Origin of the sequence: Paenarthrobacter sp. NPDC089307, from assembly GCF_040685055.1 — a bacterium.
GTDB lineage: Bacteria > Actinomycetota > Actinomycetes > Actinomycetales > Micrococcaceae > Arthrobacter.
This window is the reverse complement of sequence record NZ_JBFBHE010000002.1, coordinates 94,370-114,114: the sequence shown is the minus strand read 5'-3', so window position 1 is coordinate 114,114 and position 19,745 is coordinate 94,370. Positions and strand designations below refer to the sequence as shown.

Annotated in this window: 19 protein-coding genes; 9 read left to right on the top strand and 10 right to left on the bottom strand. The window is 63.0% G+C overall.

Translation table 11 applies throughout. The features are described from left to right. Positions 1-12: 12 nt before the first annotated feature. Genes AB0N72_RS04500 through AB0N72_RS04480 form a run of 5 tightly spaced genes read right to left on the bottom strand, consistent with a single transcriptional unit; the run spans position 13 to position 5,455 of the window. The gene (locus tag AB0N72_RS04500; RefSeq protein WP_363934471.1) at positions 13-1,026 is read right to left on the bottom strand and encodes a sugar phosphate isomerase/epimerase family protein; all 1,014 of its coding nucleotides are present in this window, start codon (positions 1,024-1,026) and stop codon (positions 13-15) included. An 11-nt stretch (positions 1,027-1,037) separates the two neighbouring features. Next, positions 1,038-2,267 carry a Gfo/Idh/MocA family oxidoreductase gene (locus AB0N72_RS04495; protein ID WP_363934473.1) on the bottom strand — a complete coding sequence of 410 codons (1,230 nt, stop codon included), beginning with the start codon at positions 2,265-2,267 and terminating at the stop codon, positions 1,038-1,040. Between the two features lie 29 nt (positions 2,268-2,296). Then, complete coding sequence (locus AB0N72_RS04490) at positions 2,297-3,202, bottom strand: carbohydrate ABC transporter permease (protein WP_363934474.1); 906 nt, start codon at positions 3,200-3,202, stop codon at positions 2,297-2,299. 1 nt (position 3,203) lies between these two features. Continuing rightward, a complete protein-coding gene (locus AB0N72_RS04485; protein ID WP_363934475.1) occupies positions 3,204-4,133 on the bottom strand; it encodes a sugar ABC transporter permease in 930 nt (309 codons plus the stop codon). Continuing rightward, positions 4,130-5,455, bottom strand: a complete 1,326-nt coding sequence (locus tag AB0N72_RS04480) for an extracellular solute-binding protein (RefSeq protein ID WP_363934477.1) — start codon at positions 5,453-5,455, stop codon at positions 4,130-4,132. Before AB0N72_RS04480 ends, AB0N72_RS04485 begins: the two co-directional genes overlap by 4 nt. A 236-nt stretch (positions 5,456-5,691) precedes the next feature. Between AB0N72_RS04480 and AB0N72_RS04475 the strand changes: the two genes are divergently transcribed. Beyond that, positions 5,692-6,750 (top strand): substrate-binding domain-containing protein, encoded by a 1,059-nt coding sequence (locus AB0N72_RS04475; protein ID WP_363934479.1) that lies wholly within the window; start codon positions 5,692-5,694, stop codon positions 6,748-6,750. Here AB0N72_RS04475 and AB0N72_RS04470 read toward each other — a convergent pair. Next, on the bottom strand, positions 6,747-8,207 hold the full coding sequence (locus AB0N72_RS04470; RefSeq protein ID WP_363934481.1) for a lipase maturation factor family protein: 1,461 nt from the start codon (positions 8,205-8,207) through the stop codon (positions 6,747-6,749). The genes AB0N72_RS04475 and AB0N72_RS04470 overlap by 4 nt on opposite strands. 76 nt (positions 8,208-8,283) lie before the next feature. Here AB0N72_RS04470 and dxr point away from each other — a divergent pair, with 76 nt between their 5' ends. The 5 genes from dxr to AB0N72_RS04445 all read left to right on the top strand — a co-directional run bounded on the left by dxr (position 8,284) and on the right by AB0N72_RS04445 (position 13,286). Beyond that, positions 8,284-9,477: a 1-deoxy-D-xylulose-5-phosphate reductoisomerase gene (gene dxr, locus AB0N72_RS04465; RefSeq protein ID WP_363934482.1), complete on the top strand. Its 1,194-nt coding sequence runs from the start codon at positions 8,284-8,286 to the stop codon at positions 9,475-9,477. 45 nt (positions 9,478-9,522) lie between these two features. Next, a complete protein-coding gene (locus AB0N72_RS04460) occupies positions 9,523-10,854 on the top strand; it encodes a site-2 protease family protein (RefSeq protein ID WP_363934484.1) in 1,332 nt (443 codons plus the stop codon). A gap of 83 nt (positions 10,855-10,937) precedes the next feature. Beyond that, positions 10,938-11,231, top strand: coding sequence for a YciI family protein (locus tag AB0N72_RS04455; RefSeq protein WP_363934486.1), 294 nt, complete (start codon positions 10,938-10,940; stop codon positions 11,229-11,231). A 47-nt stretch (positions 11,232-11,278) separates the two neighbouring features. Then, positions 11,279-12,445, top strand: coding sequence for a flavodoxin-dependent (E)-4-hydroxy-3-methylbut-2-enyl-diphosphate synthase (gene ispG, locus AB0N72_RS04450; protein WP_363934487.1), 1,167 nt, complete (start codon positions 11,279-11,281; stop codon positions 12,443-12,445). After that, positions 12,408-13,286 carry a GNAT family N-acetyltransferase gene (locus AB0N72_RS04445; RefSeq protein WP_363934636.1) on the top strand — a complete coding sequence of 293 codons (879 nt, stop codon included), beginning with the start codon at positions 12,408-12,410 and terminating at the stop codon, positions 13,284-13,286. Before ispG ends, AB0N72_RS04445 begins: the two co-directional genes overlap by 38 nt. A 65-nt stretch (positions 13,287-13,351) precedes the next feature. Here the strand turns inward: AB0N72_RS04445 and AB0N72_RS04440 are convergent, their stop codons facing one another. The 3 genes from AB0N72_RS04440 to AB0N72_RS04430 are packed head-to-tail and all read right to left on the bottom strand — an operon-like array spanning position 13,352 to position 15,482. Then, positions 13,352-13,960, bottom strand: a complete 609-nt coding sequence (locus tag AB0N72_RS04440) for a TetR family transcriptional regulator (RefSeq protein WP_363934489.1) — start codon at positions 13,958-13,960, stop codon at positions 13,352-13,354. After that, positions 13,957-14,700, bottom strand: coding sequence for an ABC transporter permease (locus AB0N72_RS04435; protein ID WP_363934637.1), 744 nt, complete (start codon positions 14,698-14,700; stop codon positions 13,957-13,959). The genes AB0N72_RS04440 and AB0N72_RS04435 overlap by 4 nt, the downstream gene beginning before the upstream one ends. Before the next feature lie 8 nt (positions 14,701-14,708). After that, on the bottom strand, positions 14,709-15,482 hold the full coding sequence (locus tag AB0N72_RS04430; RefSeq protein WP_363934491.1) for an ABC transporter ATP-binding protein: 774 nt from the start codon (positions 15,480-15,482) through the stop codon (positions 14,709-14,711). 182 nt (positions 15,483-15,664) lie between these two features. On the opposite strand from AB0N72_RS04430, the gene AB0N72_RS04425 reads away from it, so the two are divergent. From AB0N72_RS04425 to AB0N72_RS04415, 3 genes are all read left to right on the top strand, one after another. After that, entirely contained in the window at positions 15,665-15,895 is a 231-nt protein-coding gene (locus AB0N72_RS04425) for a hypothetical protein (RefSeq protein ID WP_200888235.1), read from the top strand. Positions 15,896-16,109: 214 nt separating this feature from the next. Then, positions 16,110-17,921: a proline--tRNA ligase gene (locus AB0N72_RS04420; protein ID WP_363934492.1), complete on the top strand. Its 1,812-nt coding sequence runs from the start codon at positions 16,110-16,112 to the stop codon at positions 17,919-17,921. Then, on the top strand, positions 17,918-18,712 hold the full coding sequence (locus AB0N72_RS04415) for a TSUP family transporter (protein ID WP_363934494.1): 795 nt from the start codon (positions 17,918-17,920) through the stop codon (positions 18,710-18,712). Before AB0N72_RS04420 ends, AB0N72_RS04415 begins: the two co-directional genes overlap by 4 nt. Here the strand turns inward: AB0N72_RS04415 and AB0N72_RS04410 are convergent. Continuing rightward, positions 18,709-19,743: an aminoglycoside phosphotransferase family protein gene (locus AB0N72_RS04410; RefSeq protein ID WP_363934496.1), complete on the bottom strand. Its 1,035-nt coding sequence runs from the start codon at positions 19,741-19,743 to the stop codon at positions 18,709-18,711. The genes AB0N72_RS04415 and AB0N72_RS04410 overlap by 4 nt on opposite strands. Positions 19,744-19,745: the final 2 nt, after the last annotated feature.

The window sequence follows — 19,745 nt, the reverse complement described above, 5'->3', positions numbered from 1 at the left end:
TTGGAGTCAGGGTCAGGGCGTTGCGCGTGTTGCGAAGGCCGCATCAAAGGCTGCCGCCGGTGGCCGGATGGCGGCCAGATCACGGACCATCCGGAGCGCCTGGGGAGCACCCACCAGCCGATCCATGCCGGCGTCTTCCCACTCGATGCTGGTTGGGCCTTCATAACCCACAGCGTTCAACGTGCGGAAGATCGGCTCCCAGTTGACGTCACCATGGCCTGCAGTAACGAAGTCCCACCCGCGGCGGGGGTCCGCCCACGGCAGATGCGAGCCGAGGCGTCCGTTGCGTCCGTTGAGTTGCCGGACGGATTCCTTGACGTGGACATGGAAGATCTTGTCCGCAAAGTCCTGGAGGAACATCACGGGGTCCAGGTCCTGCCAGATGAAATGGGAAGGATCGAAGTTCAGGCCAAAGCTCTCCCGGGGGCCGATCGCTTCCAGGGTGCGCTTGGCCGTCCAGTAGTCGTAGGCGATTTCCGAAGGGTGGACTTCCAGGGCAAACCGGACGCCCACCTCGTCAAAGACATCCAGGATGGGGTTCCATCGATCGGCGAAGTCCTGGTAACCGCGCTCGATCATGGCGTCGGAGGCCGGCGGGAACATGGCGACACATTTCCAGATGGAGGAGCCTGTGAAGCCCGTGACCGTCTTGACGCCAAGCCTCGCCGCAGCGCGCGCCGTGGTTTTCATTGCCTCCGCAGCCCGTTGGCGTACGCCTTCGGGCTCGCCATCGCCCCACACCTCCGGAGCAAGGATGTCGCGGTGGCGTTCGTCGATGGGGTCATCGCACACCGCCTGGCCGGTGAGGTGGTTGGCAATGGCATGGACCGATAGTTGGTGCTTTTCCAGGATGTCCAGCTTGCCCTGAAGGTAGGCGTCGTCCTCAACCACCCGCAGGGGGTCAAGGTGGTCGCCCCAACAGGCGATCTCCAAGCCGTCAAAGCCCCATTCGCCTGCGAGCCTGGCCACTTCTTCGAACGGCAGGTCGGCCCACTGGCCGGTGAAGAGGGTGATGGGTCGGGTCATGATGGTTCCTTTCACACGTACTGCCAGCGGCTTGCATTGTCCGCGCTGGCCTCGACCGCGGCCAGCACCTTTTGTACCTGTAAAGCATCAGCGAACGACGGCGAGGGCTGCTCGCCGGCGCCGATGGCAGTCACCAGGTCCACCACCTGATGGGTGAAGCCGTGTTCATAGCCGAGGCCATGTCCGGTGGGCCACCAGTTGGCCGTGTAGGGGTGGGAGGGTTCGGTGACAATGATCTTGCGGAAGCCGGCGTCCGGTTCCAGCGCGGAATCGTAGAACTGCAGCGAGTTCATGTCTTCGAAATCGAACGCCAGGGAACCCTTGGTGCCGTTGAGCTCCAGGCGCATGGCGTTCTTGCGGCCCAGGGCAAAACGGGTGGCTTCGAAGATACCGACGGGGCCGGATGAGCCCACGTTCCGGGACCCGTCAGCGGCTGGTTCCAAGCCGGCGTCGTGCGCTGCCTCAAAACGCGCCGTAAACAGCGCGGCATCGTCAACGGTCACCGGTCCACGCGGACCATCAGACCCGCCGTGGCCGCCCAAGCCGACCAGATCTCCGCCCACCGGGCGTTCCTTCACGAAGGTTTCCAGCAGTGCCGATACCCCGGTGATGTTGAGTCCGGTGATCCACTGCGCGGCGTCAATGCTGTGCGCACCAATGTCGCCGAGCGAACCGGAGCCGGACTTGGATTTGTCCAGTCGCCATGTCAGCGGAGCATTCGCATCGCTGAGCCAGTCCTGGAGGTACTGGGCACGGACATGGCGGATGTCGCCCAGCCGGCCTTCCTCCACCATTCGTTTTGCCAGGGCCAAGGCGGGGGTGCGGCGGTAGCTGAAGCCGCACATGGAAAGGACTCCGCGTTCGGCTGCTGCCTCTGCAACGGCCGTCATCTTTGCAGCCTCTTCCACCGAGTTGGCCAACGGCTTTTCGCACAGGACGTGCTTGCCAGCCTCCAGGGCGGCGATGGCAATCTCGGCGTGGGTGTTGCCGGGTGTGCAGATGTCGATCAGGTCGATGTCGTCACGCTCGATCAAGCGCCGCCAGTCGGTTTCAGTGGATGCCCAGCCATATTTTTCAGCCGCGGCCTTTACCCCGTCCGGATTCCGGCCGGCTACGGCCGTGAGTTCAGGTGTTCGTGGCAAGTCAAAGAAACGTGGTGCTGTACGCCACGCATGGGAGTGCGCGGCGCCCATGAACGCGTAGCCCACCATGCCGACGCGAAGTGGTTTTGCTGGTGTCACAGGGGAGTCCTTTCTACTGGGAGAACCAGTTACTTGCTGAAGCCCGCAGTCAGGCCGCTGACCAGTTGGCGCCGTCCAAGGACGTAGATCACCAGGATGGGCAACGTGCTCAGCACGACGGAGGCTAGTACGGCTGGAATATTGACGCTGAATTCACCCTGGAAGGTCCACAGTCCCAAGGGAAGGACGCGCAGTTCCGGGCTTTGGGTGAGCACCAGCGGGAGCAGGAAGCCGTTCCACACGTGCAGGCCGTTGTAGATTGCCACGGTAACGATCGCGGGCTTGGTCAACGGAAGAGCCAGACGCCACATGGTCTGCCACTCGCTGCAACCGTCCAGGCGCATCGATTCGAACAGTTCGTTCGGGACGTCGCGGATGAAGTTGGACAGGATCAGGACCGTCAGCGGTATGGCGAACGCTATGGATGGCAGCATGATGGCCAAAAGGCTGTCGTAGAGATTCAGGCGGATGATCATCAGGTAGATGGGGATGATCGTGGCCTGCAGGGGAATCGCCAGGCCCATGAGGAACATGCCGTTGACGAACTTCAAGTACCTGCCGTGTCCGCGGACAATGGCGAAGGCTGCCATGAAGGCAATCAGGACCGTGGGAACCACGGACCCCAGCGTGACGATGACGCTGTTCATGAAATACGTGGAGAAGTTGGCTTCGAGAACCAACTGGTAGTTCTCCAGCGTCGGGGCGGTGGGAAGAGCCATCGGATTCTGGCCGAAGTAACCTTCGGAAGTCTTCAGGCTGGTGATGACGATGTAGTAGATCGGGATGATGATGACGGCGAGCCAGATCCAGCCGCCGAGGCCGCCGGGGATGTTGAGCCGCTTGATCCGTGTACCAAGGCTTTGTTTTGCCTTGACGGACGACGCCGCAGGAGCCGGTGTCCCTGGCTTCGAATCGCTCTCGAGGACAGTACTCACGTTACATACCTTCCAATTGGCTGCCCTGTTTGTCCTTGCCCCCGAGGCGTTGGAGGAACAAAGCCAGTGCAAGGCCTATGACGACGAGGATGACCGCGATGACGCTTGCAGGTCCCATGAGGTTGGCCCGGAAGCCGCGCAAGTACATGTCGAGCGCCAGGATGCGGGTGGAGTTGCCCGGTCCGCCACCCGTGAGGACGAAGATGAGGTCGAAGTAGGTCAGCGATCCAACCACCATCAGCGTCGACGAGGTGATGATGGTGTATTTCAACTGCGGGAGGGTGATGTGGAAGAACTGCTTGATGGTTCCCGCGCCGTCGATCTGGGCAGCTTCGTAGAGCGACTTGGGAATCTGCCGCACACCACCTTGGTAGATCAGGGTGTGGAAGGGCACGAACTGCCAGGCGATCACGAAGATGATCAATCCAAGGGCAAGCTGAGGCACGCCCAACCAGTCCTGGGCAAGGAACGGAAGTCCCAGGCCCATGGCCATGCCAAAGTTCGGGTCCAACAGAGCTTTGTAGGCGATCGCGACTGCAGCTGAAGAGAGCAGCAAGGGGAGGAAGTAGAGCACCGCCAGGGCTGCCCTGTAGCGCTGCGTCCCGGCAGTGAAGACGCCCAGCAAAAGACTGATGGGGGTCTGGACGAGCCAGGAAACGATCATGATCATAAAGGTCAGGCCCAAGGAGTTATAGAGCTCCGGGTCGGACAGGACAGACGTCCAGTTCTCCATACCGGCTGCTCCGATGGCGCCGATGCCGTCCCAATTGGCAAAGCTCAGGACCAGTACCCCCGCCAAAGGTACGACGGCGAAGACCACAAAGAAGAACAAAGCCGGAATGGTCAGCCACGGAAGAGCCGATTTCTGCTGTACGGATTCCCGGATCTTTTGAGGGCCCGGGACTGCCCTGTGCGAGGTGGCCGAACTCATTTGCCCAGGGTGGCATTCATGTTCTCAGCAAATTGCTGCGGGGTGATCGACTTGAGGAAGAGCTGGTCAATGTTGCTCAGCAGGGCTTCGGCGGCCGTCGGGCTGAGGGCCTGGTCCCAGGACTGCTGGAAGTTGGGGGCGTCCTTGCCCAGGGCGTAGACGAAGTTCAGGAAGTCCTTGTCAGGGGAGGAAGAAAGCTTGTCTTCAATGCCGGTGACAATGGGCACCGAACCGGAGTTGATATAGGCGTCAATGACCGTGTCCGTCATGATGCCATCCTTGAAGAACTTCTTGGCGGTCTCCTTTTCCTTGTCCGTTGCCTTGGATGAGATCGACATGTACTGGGCCGGGTTGCCCACGCCGTTCTTCGGGTCGCCCTTGCCTCCGGGGATGGTGGGGAAGTTGACGAAACCAAGTTTCCCGTTCTGGACGAAGTTCTGTCCGTCCTTCTTCATGGCTCCGTAGGTCCACGAGCCCTGGAGCATCATGGCTGCCTTGCCCGTGAACAAAAGGGCCTGGTCTGCTTTCGAGTCGGCCGTGATGGAGGAGAAGCCCTTGATGAAGCCGTCTGCGGAGACAAGTTCCTGGACCTTGGTGCCCGTTTCGATCACGGCGGGATCCATCCACGCATTCGGCTTGCCCTCGAAAATCGCCTTGAATACTTCGGGCCCGCCAATGCGGTCCAGAAGGTACTCCAGCCACATCATGGAGGTCCACCGGGACTGGCCGCCCAGGGACAAGGGGGCTACGCCCATGTCGTTGAAGGTCTTGACCAGAGACATCAGATCGTCCCAGGTCTTGGGCGGCTGGGCTCCGGCTTTGTCGAAGAGTTCCTTGTTGTAGAACAGGACGATCGGTGCCACGTACTGGTTGGGAAGGGCGTAGATCTTGCCGTTGACCGTAGCGGCTCCAAACGACGACGGGAAGAACTTCTTCTTGAGGTCCGGGTTGGAATCGAACCAGCTGGTCAGGTCTTCCACCTGGTTGGCCTCGGCGTAGGTCTTCAGGCCACCGCCACCCCAGCCATAGATGATGGTGGGGGCCTGGCCGGCACCGATGGCGGTCTTGATCTTGGTCTTGTATGCGTCGTTCTGGAAGTACGTGACGGCGATCTTGTTATCGGGATTCGCTGATCCGAAAGCGTCTACTGCCTTCTGCATGGTGGTTTGGTTGGGCTCACCGGTAAGGAACCACATGCTTGCTCCTCCTCCGCTCGCACCGCCTGGACCGGACGTGCCGCAGGCGCTCGTTGCCATGACGGCGAAAGGAGTTACGGCCGCAAGGGCCAGGAAGGAACGCCGGGTTGATTGGAAGTGCTTCATCGCTTCTCCAGGGGTAGTCGCATCAGTGAGCAAGCCTCGGTGCTTACTGCCGGAAAGAGTGCCTGGCTCCGAAAGTTGTCGAAATCTTTCGGCGCCATGATTTAGGTCACGGTCTAAACTAAAGCCTGCGTCACACTCCGTCAAGAGCTCCAATGCTGCGAATATTTAGCAATTGATTTCGTCCGGAGTGTCACGCATACTGAAAATCAGTCGAAATATTTCGAAAGTTGGGGACCATGGTTCGAGAAGTACGCCCGCCCAAGTTGACCTTGGCCGCAGTCGCCAAGGAGGTAGGCGTTTCGGCGCCAACGGTGTCCAAGGTGGTCAACGGTCGGCAGGACGTAGCCGAGGAGACCCGGAACCGCGTTCTCGCCGCCCTGCAAAGGACCGGCTACCGATCTCCCCTGCAGCGCAAGAGCCCTCCTGCGCAGCAGGCTGTGGAGGTGGTCTTTGACTCCCTGAACTCCGCCTACTCCGTTGAGGTGCTCAACGGAATCATGGAACAGGCAGCGGCCTCGGACATGGAAGTCATCCTTTCGGTCACCAGCAGGCAGGCAGCCTCGCCCCTGGGTCCGGAAGAGCGGGCGCAGCGCATGCTTGAGGAGGGCCGCAACGGCATGATCGTCGTGACCTCCGCTTTTGGATCCGGGCAACTGGAAGCATTCCAGCGCCGCCGGATTCCCGTCGTCGTGGTGGATCCACTAAACCCGCCGCCCGGTGACGTTTTCAGCGTCGGGGCAAGCAACTGGGCCGGGGGCAAAGCCGCCGCCACGCACCTGCTTGACCTTGGCCACCGCCGAATCGCCTACATCGGCGGCCCGGCAGCAGCGGAGTGCAGCCAGGCCCGGTTGCATGGCTATATGGCCGCACTGATGGCAGCGGGTGTTCCGGTAGTAGAGGAGTATGTTTCAGCCGGGCCGTTCCGTTCGGCCAATGGCGTTGCGGCCATGAAATCTCTCTTGGCGCTGGATGACCCACCCACCGCGGTTTTCGCCGCCAGCGACAGCATCGCCCTCGGGGTCCTTGCCGAAGCCCGGCGTCAGAACGTCCGGATCCCGGAGGACATGAGCCTGGTGGGATTCGACGGCACCTCGCAGGCTGAAGAGTCACTCCCGCCCCTGACCTCGGTTTCGCAGCCCCTGCAGGACATGGGGCGTTCAGCACTGAGCTTCATCCTCCGCCAGAAGAGCGGCGAGGAAATCGACTCGCGCCGGGTCGAACTGGCCACGCACTTGGTGGTACGCGAATCCACGGCCCCTCCCCGGGCCCAGGCCAAGCCTGGAGGAAGCCGCTAGGCTAAGTGGCGCCGTCCGGGCCGGAGGCCTAGTGGCGGTACGGCTTCGTACAGCAGCACCCGCACCCACCGTTCGCCCGTTTCGCGGAACTCCGCCCGGCTGGCGAAACGGTAAAGGTAGCTGCGGGCACGCACCCAACGGGGGCGGGCGCCGTCGAACGGGTCCTGGCGAAGCAGTCCAAGCGTTGGCTTGTCGGCCTCAAGAAGTTTGTCCAGGAACGTGTAGAACCAGTCCTCGTGGACAGTCCGAAGCGGCAGGAACCACATCAGCCAATCCAGCCGCAGATGATACGGCGCCCACTGCCTGGGCAGCCGATGAACCTCACCCGGCTTGCCCTTGAAGCCGTACTCCAGCCAGCGGGCGTCCGGCGCATCCGGATCCTCGTCCAGCGTCCCCTCGACAACGATTTCGATCCTCTGCTTGGTGACCGTCCCGAACGCGCCATAGGCATTGACCAGCCGCCAGCGGTTGAAGCTGGCATTCATGAGCTGGTGCCGGGAGAACAGGTTCACCAAGGGTCGGTAGCTCAGCACCAGCAACAGCACAGTTACCAGGACGACGACGGCGAACCACCACGCCGGGGTATCGCCGCCCGGGTGCCACTGAAGCGGGATGAACGGAAAGACAGCGTGTGCCACGGGGTCGCTCACGGCGGCGAAGGCCAGGATTATTGCTGCCCAGTTCAGCCATGCGAAGTTACCCGAGCCCACCAGCCATAGCTGCGTGAGGATGATAATGCCGGCGGCGACGCTGGCAAGGGGCTGCGGTGCGAAGAGGAAGAAGGGCACCACCAGCTGCGCGAAGTGATTGCCCAGCACCTCGATCTTGTGAAGAGGGCGGGGGAGCAGGTGCGCCTGCCGGCTCAGGGGGCCGGGCATGGGCTGGGTCTCGTGGTGGTAGAACATTGCCGTCATATCCCGCCACTCACGGCCGCCACGGATTTTGATCATGCCCGCGCCGAACTCGAGCCGGAAGAGCAACCACACGGTCAGGATGAGGATGGTGGCAGGCGGAGGTGTCTGGTCCGAGCCAAGGAAAGCCACCGTGAACCCCGCCTCGAGGAGGAGGATCTCCCAACCGAACCCATAAAACGTCTGGCCAACATTGACGATCGACATGTAGAGGAACCACATCGCCAGGAAGGCCAGCATCGGCAGCCACGGAGGACCGGCTTGGGGCAGGCCGGCCACCACAAGAGCGGCCAGAATGATGCCCACCAAGCACACAGCCTTCAGTAGGGCATCGGAGTAGCGCCACCTGAAAAGCGTTGGCCGGGCAAGTCGCCGGGCTAAATCGAGGAATGCCGGCACCGGAAGCAGTCCGCGCTCGCCCAAAAGGGCAGGAAACTGGTTCAGCGTGGAGAGAAAGGCAATCAGGTACAGCGCGGCCGTGCCGCGCTGTAGAACCTGCCGCGCGAACTCGTAGTCCCGCGCGTCGAACCAGGACAGCCATTCCACAGTTCCACGGTACGCCCGCGCTGATGTGTGCGGCAGGGTGTTCACCGCCTTGCGCACTGGCTGGGATACTTAAGCAATGCAGCCGCGCAAGATCGTCATCCTCGGGTCCACTGGTTCCATCGGCACGCAGGCGATCGAGGTCGTCGACGCCGCCCCGCACCGCTTCGAGGTGGTGGCACTGAGTGCCGGTGGCGGAAACCTGGAGCTCATCGCGCAGCAGGCAGTCCACACCAGGGCCCGGGCCGTAGGCATCGCGCAGGGCGACCCAGCGGCCCTGCGACACCTCATCGACGCTTCGGCTGCAGCAGCCGGCGTGAAGAACTTCAGCCCGGAAATCTTTGCCGGTCCCGATGCCTCCACGGAGATCGCTGCCATCGAATGCGATGTGGTGCTGAACGGAATCACCGGTTCCATCGGATTGGCGCCCACGCTTGCTGCACTGGGAACCGGCGCCACGCTGGCCCTGGCCAACAAAGAATCACTGATCGTTGGCGGTGCCCTGGTCAAGGCGGCGGCCCGCCCCGGCCAAATCGTTCCCGTGGACTCCGAACACTCCGCGATCGCCCAGTGCCTCCGGTCCGGGACCGATCAGGAAGTGGAGAAGCTGATCCTGACGGCTTCGGGAGGCCCCTTCCGTGGGCGTTCCCGTGAAGAACTGCATCATGTTACGCCGAAGGAGGCGCTGGCCCACCCCACCTGGGATATGGGGCTCATGGTCACCACCAACTCTGCCAGCCTGGTCAACAAGGGCCTGGAAGTTATCGAAGCACACTTGCTGTTCGACGTTCCCCTGGACCGGATCGAGGTAGTGGTCCACCCCCAATCCGTCGTCCACTCAATGGTCCAGTTCGTGGACGGATCCATCATCGCCCAAGCCTCACCGCCGGACATGAGGCTTCCCATCGCCCTTGGACTGGGTTGGCCGGACAGGGTCCCCCGTGCTGCCCGGGCGTGTGATTGGACGCAAGCCACAAGCTGGACTTTCGAACCGCTGGACAGTGTGGCCTTTCCCGCCGTCGACCTCGCCAAGGACGCAGCCAAGCAGGGAAGCACCTTCCCGGCGGTGTTCAACGCGGCCAACGAGGAAGCAGTTGAAGCCTTCCACTCAGGCCGTATCCGCTTCACGGACATCGTAGATACGGTCGAATCCGTCCTCAGCGAACATTCAGGCTCCTCCGAGCTAACAGTGGACTCGGTACTGGATGCTGAGAAGTGGGCACGAGCCCGAACCCACGATCGTTTAGCTTCACGCAGCACCCTCCAGCCCTAATAGCCACAAATAGACCAGAACGTTTACGGAAGCAGTCCCACCGGCATGAGTCCCGTCCTTCTCTTCATTCTTGGAGTCGTCTTCGTCGCGATCGGCGTAGCTGTCTCCATTGCGCTGCACGAGGTAGGCCACCTGGTGCCGGCGAAACTCTTCAAGGTGCGCGTCACCAAGTACATGATCGGTTTCGGGCCCACGCTCTGGTCCAAAAAGAAGGGCGAGACGGAGTATGGCTTCAAGGCCTTGCCACTGGGTGGCTACGTCTCCATGATCGGCATGTACCCGCCCAACAAGGAAGACGGCGGAGTCCGCCCTTCTAGCACCGGAATGTTCCAGACCCTTGCCTCCGAGGCGCGGTCGGTGGCCCATGAAGAAGTGGGACCCGGAGACGAAGGACGGGTGTTCTACAAACTTCCCGTCTGGAAGAAAATCATCATCATGCTCGGTGGGCCGGCCATGAACATGGTCATTGGCTTGGTTCTCCTGGCTGTGCTGCTCATGGGCTTCGGCGTCGCCAAAGCGACCACCACCATTTCGGACGTTTCCAAATGCCAGGTTGCTGCCGGGCAAACCGTGGACCCCGATTCGGCGGACTGCAAGCTCACACCCGCCGCAGCGGCAGGGCTCCAGCCCAACGACACCATCACGTCCTTTGACGGCAAGCCCGTCACCAACTGGGATGAGCTGACCGGCTGGATCCGTTCCTCCGCGGGCAAGGAAGTGCCCATCACGGTGCAACGCAACGGCTCCTCTGTTGAGACCACCGTGACACCCGTGCTCTCCTCGCGTCCCGTAGTGGGCTCCGATGGCCGGCAGGAACAGGACGCCAACGGCGTGCTCAAGTACCAGGAGGTCGGCTTCCTCGGTGTCGGCGCCCAAAGCGCCCTGGTACCCCAGCCGGCGTCGGCGGTTCTTCCCATGGCGGGCGAGAACATCAAGCAGATTTCCGGTGTGATCTTCAACCTGCCCGCCAGGGTGGTGGGGGTGGCCAAGGCCGCCTTCAGCGAGGAGCCCCGGGACCCCAACGGCCCCATCAGCGTGGTGGGTGTCGGCCGGGTTGCCGGTGAGGTGGCAGCCATGGAGCAGGTGCCGCTCGAAGCGCGGATCGGCACCTTGATCGGACTGCTGGCCGGGCTCAACTTCGCCTTGGCCATCTTCAACCTCATACCGCTTTTGCCGCTCGACGGCGGCCATGTGGCCGGTGCCTTGTACGAAGGAGCACGACGCCGGGTGGCCGCGTTGCGTGGCAAGCCGGATCCCGGCGCCTTCGACATCGCGAAACTGCTGCCGGTGACTTATGTGGTTGCCGCGCTGCTGCTGGGCATGAGTGTCCTCCTGATTTACGCGGACATCGTCAAGCCCGTGAACATCTTCGGCTGACCCCTGGGTATCCGGTTAAGCTGTGGACGTTTCGGGCAGGAGCCGTGGACATTTCCGGCAGGGCAGGGGGATAGGCTAGCTCCATGACTGTTTTCGCTGTTGAGTATGTATACGTCGCCGATTCCGACGCCCTCCGCGACGAAGCCCGCCCAGCACACCGTGCCTGGCTCGCTGAATTGGCCGAGGACAACACGTTGCTTGCCAGTGGCCCGTACGGTGACGGCGCCGGCGCTTTGCTGATCTTCAAGGCCGCGGAAGAAGCCGAACTCAATAACCTCCTCAAGCAGGACCCATTCGCCGAGGCCGGGGTCATCGCCGGTATCCGCACCACCGAATGGTCCCCCATCATCGGCGTCCTGGCAGCCCACGCTTCCTAGCCCCGGCGTCTCCACCACAACGATCCACCCCAACCCAAGGAGTCCACGTGACCTCGGTCAGCCTGGGAATGCCAGCAGCCCCACCCCCCGTCCTTGCCCCACGCCGCAAGACGCGCCAAATCAAGGTCGGATCCGTTGGCGTTGGCTCTGACTCACCCATCAGTGTTCAGTCCATGACCACTACCCCTACAACGGACATCAACGCCACCCTCCAGCAGATTGCCGAGCTCACGGCGTCCGGCTGCGACATTGTGCGCGTTGCCTGCCCATCGGCCGATGATGCCGAGGCCCTGCCCATCATCGCCCGGAAGTCCCAGATCCCCGTGATCGCCGACATCCACTTCCAGCCCAAGTACGTATTCGCGGCCATCGAAGCAGGCTGTGCAGCAGTTCGCGTGAACCCCGGCAACATCCGCAAGTTCGATGACCAGGTCAAGGAAATCGCGGCTGCCGCCCGTGACCACGGAACGTCCATCCGCATTGGTGTGAACGCCGGCTCCCTGGAACCCGGCATCCTGAAGAAGTACGGCAAGGCCACTCCGGAGGCGCTGGTTGAGTCTGCTGTTTGGGAGGCCTCGCTGTTCGAAGAGCACGGCTTCCACGACTTCAAGATCTCCGTCAAGCACAACGACCCCGTCATCATGGTGGCCGCCTACGAGATGTTGGCTGAGAAGGGCGACTGGCCCCTGCACCTGGGCGTGACGGAAGCCGGACCTGCCTTCCAGGGCACCATCAAGTCGGCTACAGCCTTCGGCGCGCTGCTTTCCCGGGGTATCGGCGACACCATCAGGGTTTCCCTCTCCGCACCGCCGGTGGAGGAGATCAAGGTGGGGAACCAGATCCTGCAGTCCCTCAATCTCCGTCCCCGCAAGCTTGAGATCGTCTCCTGCCCGTCCTGCGGCCGGGCCCAGGTGGATGTGTACACTCTCGCGGAGCAGGTCACGGCCGGCCTGGAGGGCATGGAGATCCCGCTGCGCGTTGCGGTGATGGGTTGTGTGGTCAACGGACCGGGCGAAGCACGTGAAGCGGACCTTGGTGTGGCCTCCGGAAACGGCAAAGGCCAGATTTTCGTGAAGGGCGAAGTCATTAAGACTGTGCCGGAGAGCGAAATTGTTGAGACACTGATCCAAGAGGCCATGCGTATCGCTGAAGAGATGGGGGAGGCCGATGGCGAAGATGCTGTCAAGGGTAGCCCCGTGGTTAGCGTCTCGTAACGAGAACGGCCTGGGGGTCAGGGTGCTCGGCGGTGCCGACACCCTGGCTCTTCGCGCGCTTGCAAACGAGGACGTCGTAGCCAACGTCTTCATCCTTGCCCATCTGGAAAGCACAGGAACAGCGGCGCCTACCAGCGGCGGGGCCAGCGTATTCGGCGTTTTCGACGGCGACACCCTGTTGGGTGCCTGCTGGGCCGGAGCCAACCTGGTTCCTGTCCAGCTGGAACCCGGGCTCGCCGGATACGTGGCCAATGCCGCCCACCAGGCCGGACGCCGGTACGCTTCCATCTTCGGCCCGGCCGAGACAGTGCTGGCGCTCTACTCCCGCTTCGAGCAACTGGGCCACGTCGCCCACGAGGTCCGCGCAGATCAGCCGCTTCTTTCCATTTCGGGAGGACCGGTCATCAGCGCCAATCCCGCCCTGACCTTTGGCTCCATGGCGGATTTCGACCGCATTCTTCCCGCGTGCGCCGCCATGTTTGAAGAAGAGGTGGGCTACTCGCCCTTCCTGGGCGGCCAGGAGTTCTACAGCAAGAGGGTAGCCGGGCTTATCCGGCAAGGCCATTCCCTGGTCCACATCGATCCCGAAGGCACGGTGGTCTTCAAGGCCGAGCTCGGTGCCGTTACCCAGGACGTAACCCAGGTGCAGGGTGTGTGGATGAACCCGGAGCTGCGAGGCCGCGGCCAGAGCGCCGGCTACATGGCCGCCGTCGTCAATCTTTCCAGGACGTTCGCGCCGGTGACGAGCCTGTACGTCAACGACTACAACACCAAGGCCCGTGCCACGTACGAGCGCGTGGGTTTCGAACAGGTAGGCACGTTCGCCACGGTCCTGTTCTAGGTGTACTGCCCAGGCAAGTTAGCTAAACGGCTAATGGCCAGGGCCGTACAGCCCGTTTGCGGGCCCTAGTTGGGGGAGTCCAGGTCCCCTGTCAGGTAGCGCTGGATGTTCGGTGCCACCGAGCGCACCACGTCCTCCCGGTCGGCGGACGCGAGGGGCTGTACCCGGATCACGTACCGCACCAGCATGAGTCCCACCACTTGTGTTGCCACCAGGCCGCCGCGCATGCGCACTTCCTCGGCAGACCCCGGCAAGCCGGCCATGATCCGCGGCAGGACAGCCCTGTTGACCATTTCCCGCAGGAGTGCCGTCTTGGCCTTCGAGCCAATGGTGCCGCGGGCGAAAGCCACCAAGGAGTGCTGCGCAGGGCCTTCCCAGAGCTCCATGACCGCCCGGACGATGACTTCCGCCCTCACGGCTGGGTCCACGTTTTCGACGCCGGCCAGGACCGCGTCGGGATCGGCCGGCAGCTCGACGCTTGCTGTGAACAACTCGTCTTTGCCCTTGAAGAAGTGGTGCACCATGGCCGGATCCACTGACGCTTCCCGCGCCACCTGCCGCAGGCTGGTCCCGTCGAAGCCCTGTTCGGCGAAGAGTACCCGCGCCGCAGCCACGATGGCATCCCTGGAGTGGTCGCCGGGGCTGCGTCGGCCGCGCCGCAGCGGAAGGCTCATCGTGTCTGTCGCCTCAGGGTCAGCGAGGCCAGGACCAGGACGCCTACCACTATCGCGCCCATTACCAATGTGTCCTGCCACATCGCCGGCGTCGCCTCGGTGTTAGTCGCAATTTCCTTCAAGGCATCCACTGAGAATGTCAGGGGAAGGACGCCCGAGATACCGTCCAGCACTTGGTTCATGTGCTCCCGCGCCACGAAAAGTCCGCACAGCAGGATTTGAGGGACCACCACCACGGGCATGAACTGGACGGCTTGGAACTCGGTCCGGGCAAAAGCCGAACACAGCAAGCCCAAGGCGACACCCAGGACGGCATTGATCACGGCGACCAGGACCACCAAACCCGGGCTTCCTTTGATGTCCAGATTGAAGATCCAGTAGGCCACCGCCGTGGCAACCAGGGATTGCAGGGCAGCCATGATGGAGAACGCCAGCGCGTAGCCAAACAACAGGTCGGCCTTGTGGATGGGCGTGGTGAGCAACCGTTCCAGTGTCCCGGACGTGCGCTCCCGGAGCATCGTAATGGAGGTCACCAGGAACATCACCACGAAAGGAAAGATAGCCAGCATCATCAGTCCCACGCGGTCGAACGTCCGCGGTACTCCGGGCGGGAGGCTTTCGTTCTCGTAGAGGAAGTAGACGGCCGTCAGGAGCAGGGCAGGCACCACGAGGATCAGTGCCACGCTTCGGTGATCGTGCCGCAGTTGTCCCAGGACGCGGGTGGTGGTGGCCAGCGTCATTCTCAGGTTCATGATGCCACCTGGCTTTCCTGTTCGCCGCGGTCAGCGGCTTTGATAATGGTCAGGAAGGCCCGTTCGAGGTCGTCGCTGCGTCCGCGTTCGGCCAGCTCGGCGGGCGTGAGCTGGGCGAGCAGCAAGCCGTCCCGCAGCAGCAACAGGGTGGAGCAATGGGATGCTTCCTCCATGACGTGGCTGGAGACCAGCAGGGTTGTTCCAGCCGCCGCCATCGCAGCAAACCTTTCCCACAGTTCGGCCCGAAGCACGGGGTCCAAACCCACAGTGGGCTCGTCCAATACGAGCAATTTCGGGTGGGACACCAGCGCGCAGGCCAGGGACACCCGGCTGAACTGGCCGCCGGAGAGGTCAGCTGCTTTCTGCCGCGAAAAGTCCTGGAGTCCGACGGCGGCAATCGCCTCGGCAGCGTCCGCCGCCGTCGCGCCGTGCATGGCGCCGAAGTAGCGGACGTTGGCCTCGACGCTGAGGTCTCCATACACGCTGGCACCTTGGGTGACGTACCCGACGTCGTGCCTCAGCGCCGCGCTGCCGGCCGGCAGTCCAAGGACAGTCACGGATCCCTGGGTGATCCGCTGGACTCCCACTATGGCGCGCATGAGTGTTGTTTTGCCGCTTCCCGAAGGCCCCAGCAGTCCGGCGATGCGGCCGGGTTCCACCGTGAAATCCAGACCACGGAGCACCTTGGTCCGACCCAAGGCAACGTGAAGCCCCGTTGCAACTATGGCAGCGGCGGCGGGGGGAGCGGCATGGCGGGCGATGTGCGACATGTTGGCCTCACGAAGATCCAGTAATTCACCAAGTGATGAATTAAACCTAGAACCGCCCCGGTCGCTGGTCAAGGCCTTCTTTGTCCAACGAAGGCATAAATGGCCCTTGAAAACGTGTCTGCAATCACATAGGTTCATCCCTAACCGTGTCGTTGGGGCGCGGGTGATCATTGAGGGGAATCGTGACAATGGCAGTTGGCGTTGATCTTTCCAAGGCACTTGACAAGGCGTACGAGGACAAGACCCTGAAGGAAATTCTGGATGCATCACCGGCCGCGTTGGCAGGGGTTACGGATGCCACGGCAAAGGCCTTGAAGGACTCCCTGGGTATCGACACCATCCGCGAGCTCGGCAGCAATAAGTTCTTCGCAGTCGCAGGCGTACTCGTCGCGCTGGAGGGCAAGACGAAGTAGTCCACGGATAAAGCCTGCGGCCGGCCGGCCGTTGAGCCACGCCATCGCAGGATGACCAGCCCGCAGCGGCCAGGGGCTTCCGTTCGCGAAGGCGTGGCTCTTCCGTGTACGGGGCAAGGTGGCACAGGACGCCCATTCAAGGCGCAGCGCCGTCAGCCGGTAGATTAGTACGCAGTTGTTCTGCCACATCTGCCAAAGAAACGGATACGTACCCGTGGTCCTTCGCCTTTCCCAGTTATTCCTGCGCACCCTGCGTGAAGATCCCGTCGACGCCGAGGTCGCCAGCCACAAGCTCCTGGTCCGCGCCGGCTACATCCGCCGTGCAGCCCCAGGTATCTACACCTGGCTCCCGCTGGGCCTGAGTGTGCTGCGCAAGGTTGAGGACATCATCCGCCAGGAAATGTCCGCCATCGGGGCCCAGGAAGTCCATTTCCCGGCGTTGCTTCCGCGCGAACCCTATGAGGCCACCAACCGTTGGACCGAGTACGGCGAAGGCCTCTTCCGCCTCCAGGACCGCAAGGGTGCCGACTATCTGTTGGCCCCCACCCACGAGGAAATGTTCACCCTCCTGGTCAAGGACCTGTACTCGTCCTACAAAGACCTGCCGTTGAGCCTCTACCAGATCCAGAACAAATACCGCGATGAAGCCCGTCCCCGCGCGGGCCTCCTCCGCGGTCGCGAATTCATCATGAAGGATTCCTACTCGTTCGACGTCGACGACGCCGGCTTGGACGCCAGCTACGCCGCCCACCGTGCCGCGTACCTGAAGATCTTCGAACGCCTCGGCCTCGAAGTGATCCCTGTTGCCGCCACGGCCGGTGCCATGGGTGGCTCCAAGAGCGAGGAATTCCTGTTCCCCACGGAGATCGGCGAGGACACGTTCGTCCGCTCCGCAGGCGGTTACTACGCCAACGTCGAGGCCGTCACCACCGTCGTCCCGGCTGAGATCGACTTCAGCAACGCCCCTGCGGCGGAGGTCCTGGACACCCCGAACACCCCCACCATCGAAACACTGGTGAACGCAGCGAACCAGCTGGCTCCCCGCAGCGAGGCCGACGGCGGCGCCTGGACTGCCGCCGACACGCTCAAGAACGTCGTCCTCGCCGTGACGCTGCCCACCGGCGAGCGCCAGATCGTGGTCATCGGCGTGCCGGGGGACCGGGCAGTGGACCTCAAGCGCGTGGAAGCCAACATCGGATCCCACTTGCCCATCGCAGGTGAGATCGGGCTCGAGGCCGCCAACGAGGAAGACCTCAAGAAGTTGCCGTGGCTGGTCAAGGGCTACATCGGCCCCGGGTTGTCGCTGAACCAGCCCGTATTGGGACTTGAAGGCTCCTCCAAGGTGCTGTTCCTGGTCGACCCCCGCGTTGTCTCCGGCACCAGCTGGGTCACGGGCGCCAACTCCGAGGGCAAGCACGTCTTTGGCCTGGTGGCCGGCCGCGACTTCACCTGGGACGGCGTCATCGAGAGCACCGAAGTCCGTGAAGGCGATCCCGCCCCGGACGGCTCGGGCCCCCTCGAGACCGCACGCGGCATCGAAATGGGACACATTTTCCAGCTCGGGCGGAAGTACGCCGAAGCCCTTGACCTCAAGGTCCTGGACCAGAACGGCAAGCAGGTCGTCGTGACCATGGGCTCCTATGGGGTGGGCGTAACGCGCGCAGTGGCAGCCCTTGCCGAAGCCAACCATGACGAGCGCGGCATCGTGTGGCCACGCTCGGTTGCCCCGGCGGATGTCCACGTCGTGGCCGTCGGCCGTGGCGATGAGATTTTCGAAACTGCCGAGAGGCTTTCCGCCGAGCTGGAGGCCGCCGGGCTGGATGTCATCTTCGATGACCGCCCGAAGGTCTCGCCCGGCGTCAAGTTCGGCGACGCGGAACTCGTCGGCGTGCCCACCATCCTGGCCGTCGGGCGTGGCCTCGCTGACGGCGTGGTGGAAATCAAGGACCGTCGCAGCGGCGACGCCGAGAATGTTGCCGTGGACAAGGCCGTGGATTACGTGGTCAACGCCGTACGTTCCCGGTGATCTCCGGCTTCGAATCGATCCAGCTCACCACACTCATCCTGATTGTGGTGGCTGGGTTCGCTGCCGGATGGATTGACGCAGTGGTTGGGGGCGGGGGACTGATCCAGCTCCCCGCCCTCCTGCTGGTACCGGGCATCACCCCGGTCCAGGCGTTGGCGACCAACAAAATGGGGTCCATTTTCGGGACAACCACCAGCGCTGTCACGTACTACCGGCGGGTGGGGCCCGACCTCAAGACAGCAATTCCGATGGCTGTGATTGCGTTGGCGGGCAGCTTTGGCGGCGCCATCCTTGCTGCATCATTGCCGGCGAGTGTTTTTAAGCCCATCATCGTGCTGGCGTTGATCGCCGTCGCGATTTTTACGGCGTTGCGTCCCAGTGCGGGTGAGCTGACGGCATTGCGCCACGACGGCCACAAACATTACGTCGTTGCCTGCTTGATCGGTGGCGTCATCGGCTTTTACGACGGCCTGATCGGTCCAGGCACGGGTTCGTTCCTCGTCATCGCGCTGGTTTCGGCCATGGGTTACGCGTTCCTTGAAGCCAGTGCCAAGGCGAAGATCGTCAACATGGCCACCAACGCCGGAGCGCTGATCTTCTTCCTTCCGCACGGTTCCCTGCTGTGGGGAGTGGGCCTGGTCCTGGGGCTTGCGAACATGGCTGGAGGCTATCTGGGCGCCAGGACGGCAGTGGCGAGGGGAAGCAAGTTCGTGCGGCTGGTCTTCCTCATCGTGGTGGCGGCGCTGATCGTCAAACTGGGTGTGGATGTCTGGAACGAGAACTTCGCTTAAGGTTCCCGTCCCCAGCTGATTACCGCGCCCGGATCCGGGAGTTCGTGGGCCCGCGGGAGGTTCTCCAGCGTACGTCCGGCCATGGTGCTCGCGACCCATAGGGAGCGTGCGAGGTCGCCGGCATGCCCTGGCTTTGCCGCGTACCACAAAGCGTTCTCCACTTCCCGGGCTATGCTCCACTGCTGCGCAATCCCGGGGTCGAGGCCAGCGGCCAGGCTGAAGTCCACGCACCGCTCGCGCAACGCGGCTTCGGGGTCTGTCCGCGACAGGTCACCCAGGCGGTTCCAAAGAATCGGGGCCACGGCGAACTCGGCCTCGCCGATCTGTGGTTGTGGATCGATGGCGAGGTAGCTTCCGCGCCCTTGCTGGTCCTCGCGCGTGGCCAGGATGTTCATGAAGTGCAGATCCGTGTGGACCAGAACGTCCTTGCTTGACCGGCGACCCACAGCTCCGCGCGTCTGGCATACCTCAAGGGCTGCCTCCAGCAGCCACCTCGGGAAGGGGCGGTCGAGCCGCTCCCATTCTGCAGGCAGCTCGTCGCTCCAGCGCTCCGCGGTCGCGGCAATATGGTCGAATACCCGACACTCGTGACCTTCCCCGGGCTGTATCGAGAGCTCCCTGACAATGCCGCCCCATGTCTCGATGGCCCGGTGCATCGGCGCGTCCTGAAGCCAGCGCGAGGCGTCCAGGCGTTCCAACACCATGGAGCAACTGCCTGCATCCGAGGCCAGGAGCCGGACTGCGCCGCGGCCCTCCCACAGCGCCAAGGCATGCCGCTCCACCACAGCTTCGTCGTGGGGGAAGGCAATCTTCAGAGCAGCGGACATTCCCTCCATCAGCACGGGTACCACCAAGGCGCCGTGGCCATTCCAAGGCTCGGCGCCAGGTGCCAGGTCCACGGAGAGCTGCCAGCGCTCCAGGGCCCCGGAGATGAGACCCGGGAGGCTGGCCAACCAGTCCCTGCCCGCGGAGTCGCGGTTATAGCGGGCGTGAAGGTCGCCCGGAATGGGAATCATCGCGTGAAGGGTCACGC

Coding starts and splice junctions, on each gene's coding strand:
- AB0N72_RS04445 (WP_363934636.1), top strand. CDS start 12,408: ATGCTGTCAAGGGTAGCCCCGTGGTTAGCGTCTCGTAACGAGAACGGC.
- dxr (WP_363934482.1), top strand. CDS start 8,284: ATGCAGCCGCGCAAGATCGTCATCCTCGGGTCCACTGGTTCCATCGGC.
- AB0N72_RS04485 (WP_363934475.1), bottom strand. CDS start 4,133: ATGAGTTCGGCCACCTCGCACAGGGCAGTCCCGGGCCCTCAAAAGATC.
- AB0N72_RS04435 (WP_363934637.1), bottom strand. CDS start 14,700: ATGACGCTGGCCACCACCACCCGCGTCCTGGGACAACTGCGGCACGAT.
- AB0N72_RS04430 (WP_363934491.1), bottom strand. CDS start 15,482: ATGTCGCACATCGCCCGCCATGCCGCTCCCCCCGCCGCCGCTGCCATA.
- AB0N72_RS04480 (WP_363934477.1), bottom strand. CDS start 5,455: ATGAAGCACTTCCAATCAACCCGGCGTTCCTTCCTGGCCCTTGCGGCC.
- AB0N72_RS04460 (WP_363934484.1), top strand. CDS start 9,523: ATGAGTCCCGTCCTTCTCTTCATTCTTGGAGTCGTCTTCGTCGCGATC.
- AB0N72_RS04440 (WP_363934489.1), bottom strand. CDS start 13,960: ATGAGCCTTCCGCTGCGGCGCGGCCGACGCAGCCCCGGCGACCACTCC.
- AB0N72_RS04500 (WP_363934471.1), bottom strand. CDS start 1,026: ATGACCCGACCCATCACCCTCTTCACCGGCCAGTGGGCCGACCTGCCG.
- AB0N72_RS04475 (WP_363934479.1), top strand. CDS start 5,692: ATGGTTCGAGAAGTACGCCCGCCCAAGTTGACCTTGGCCGCAGTCGCC.
- AB0N72_RS04455 (WP_363934486.1), top strand. CDS start 10,938: ATGACTGTTTTCGCTGTTGAGTATGTATACGTCGCCGATTCCGACGCC.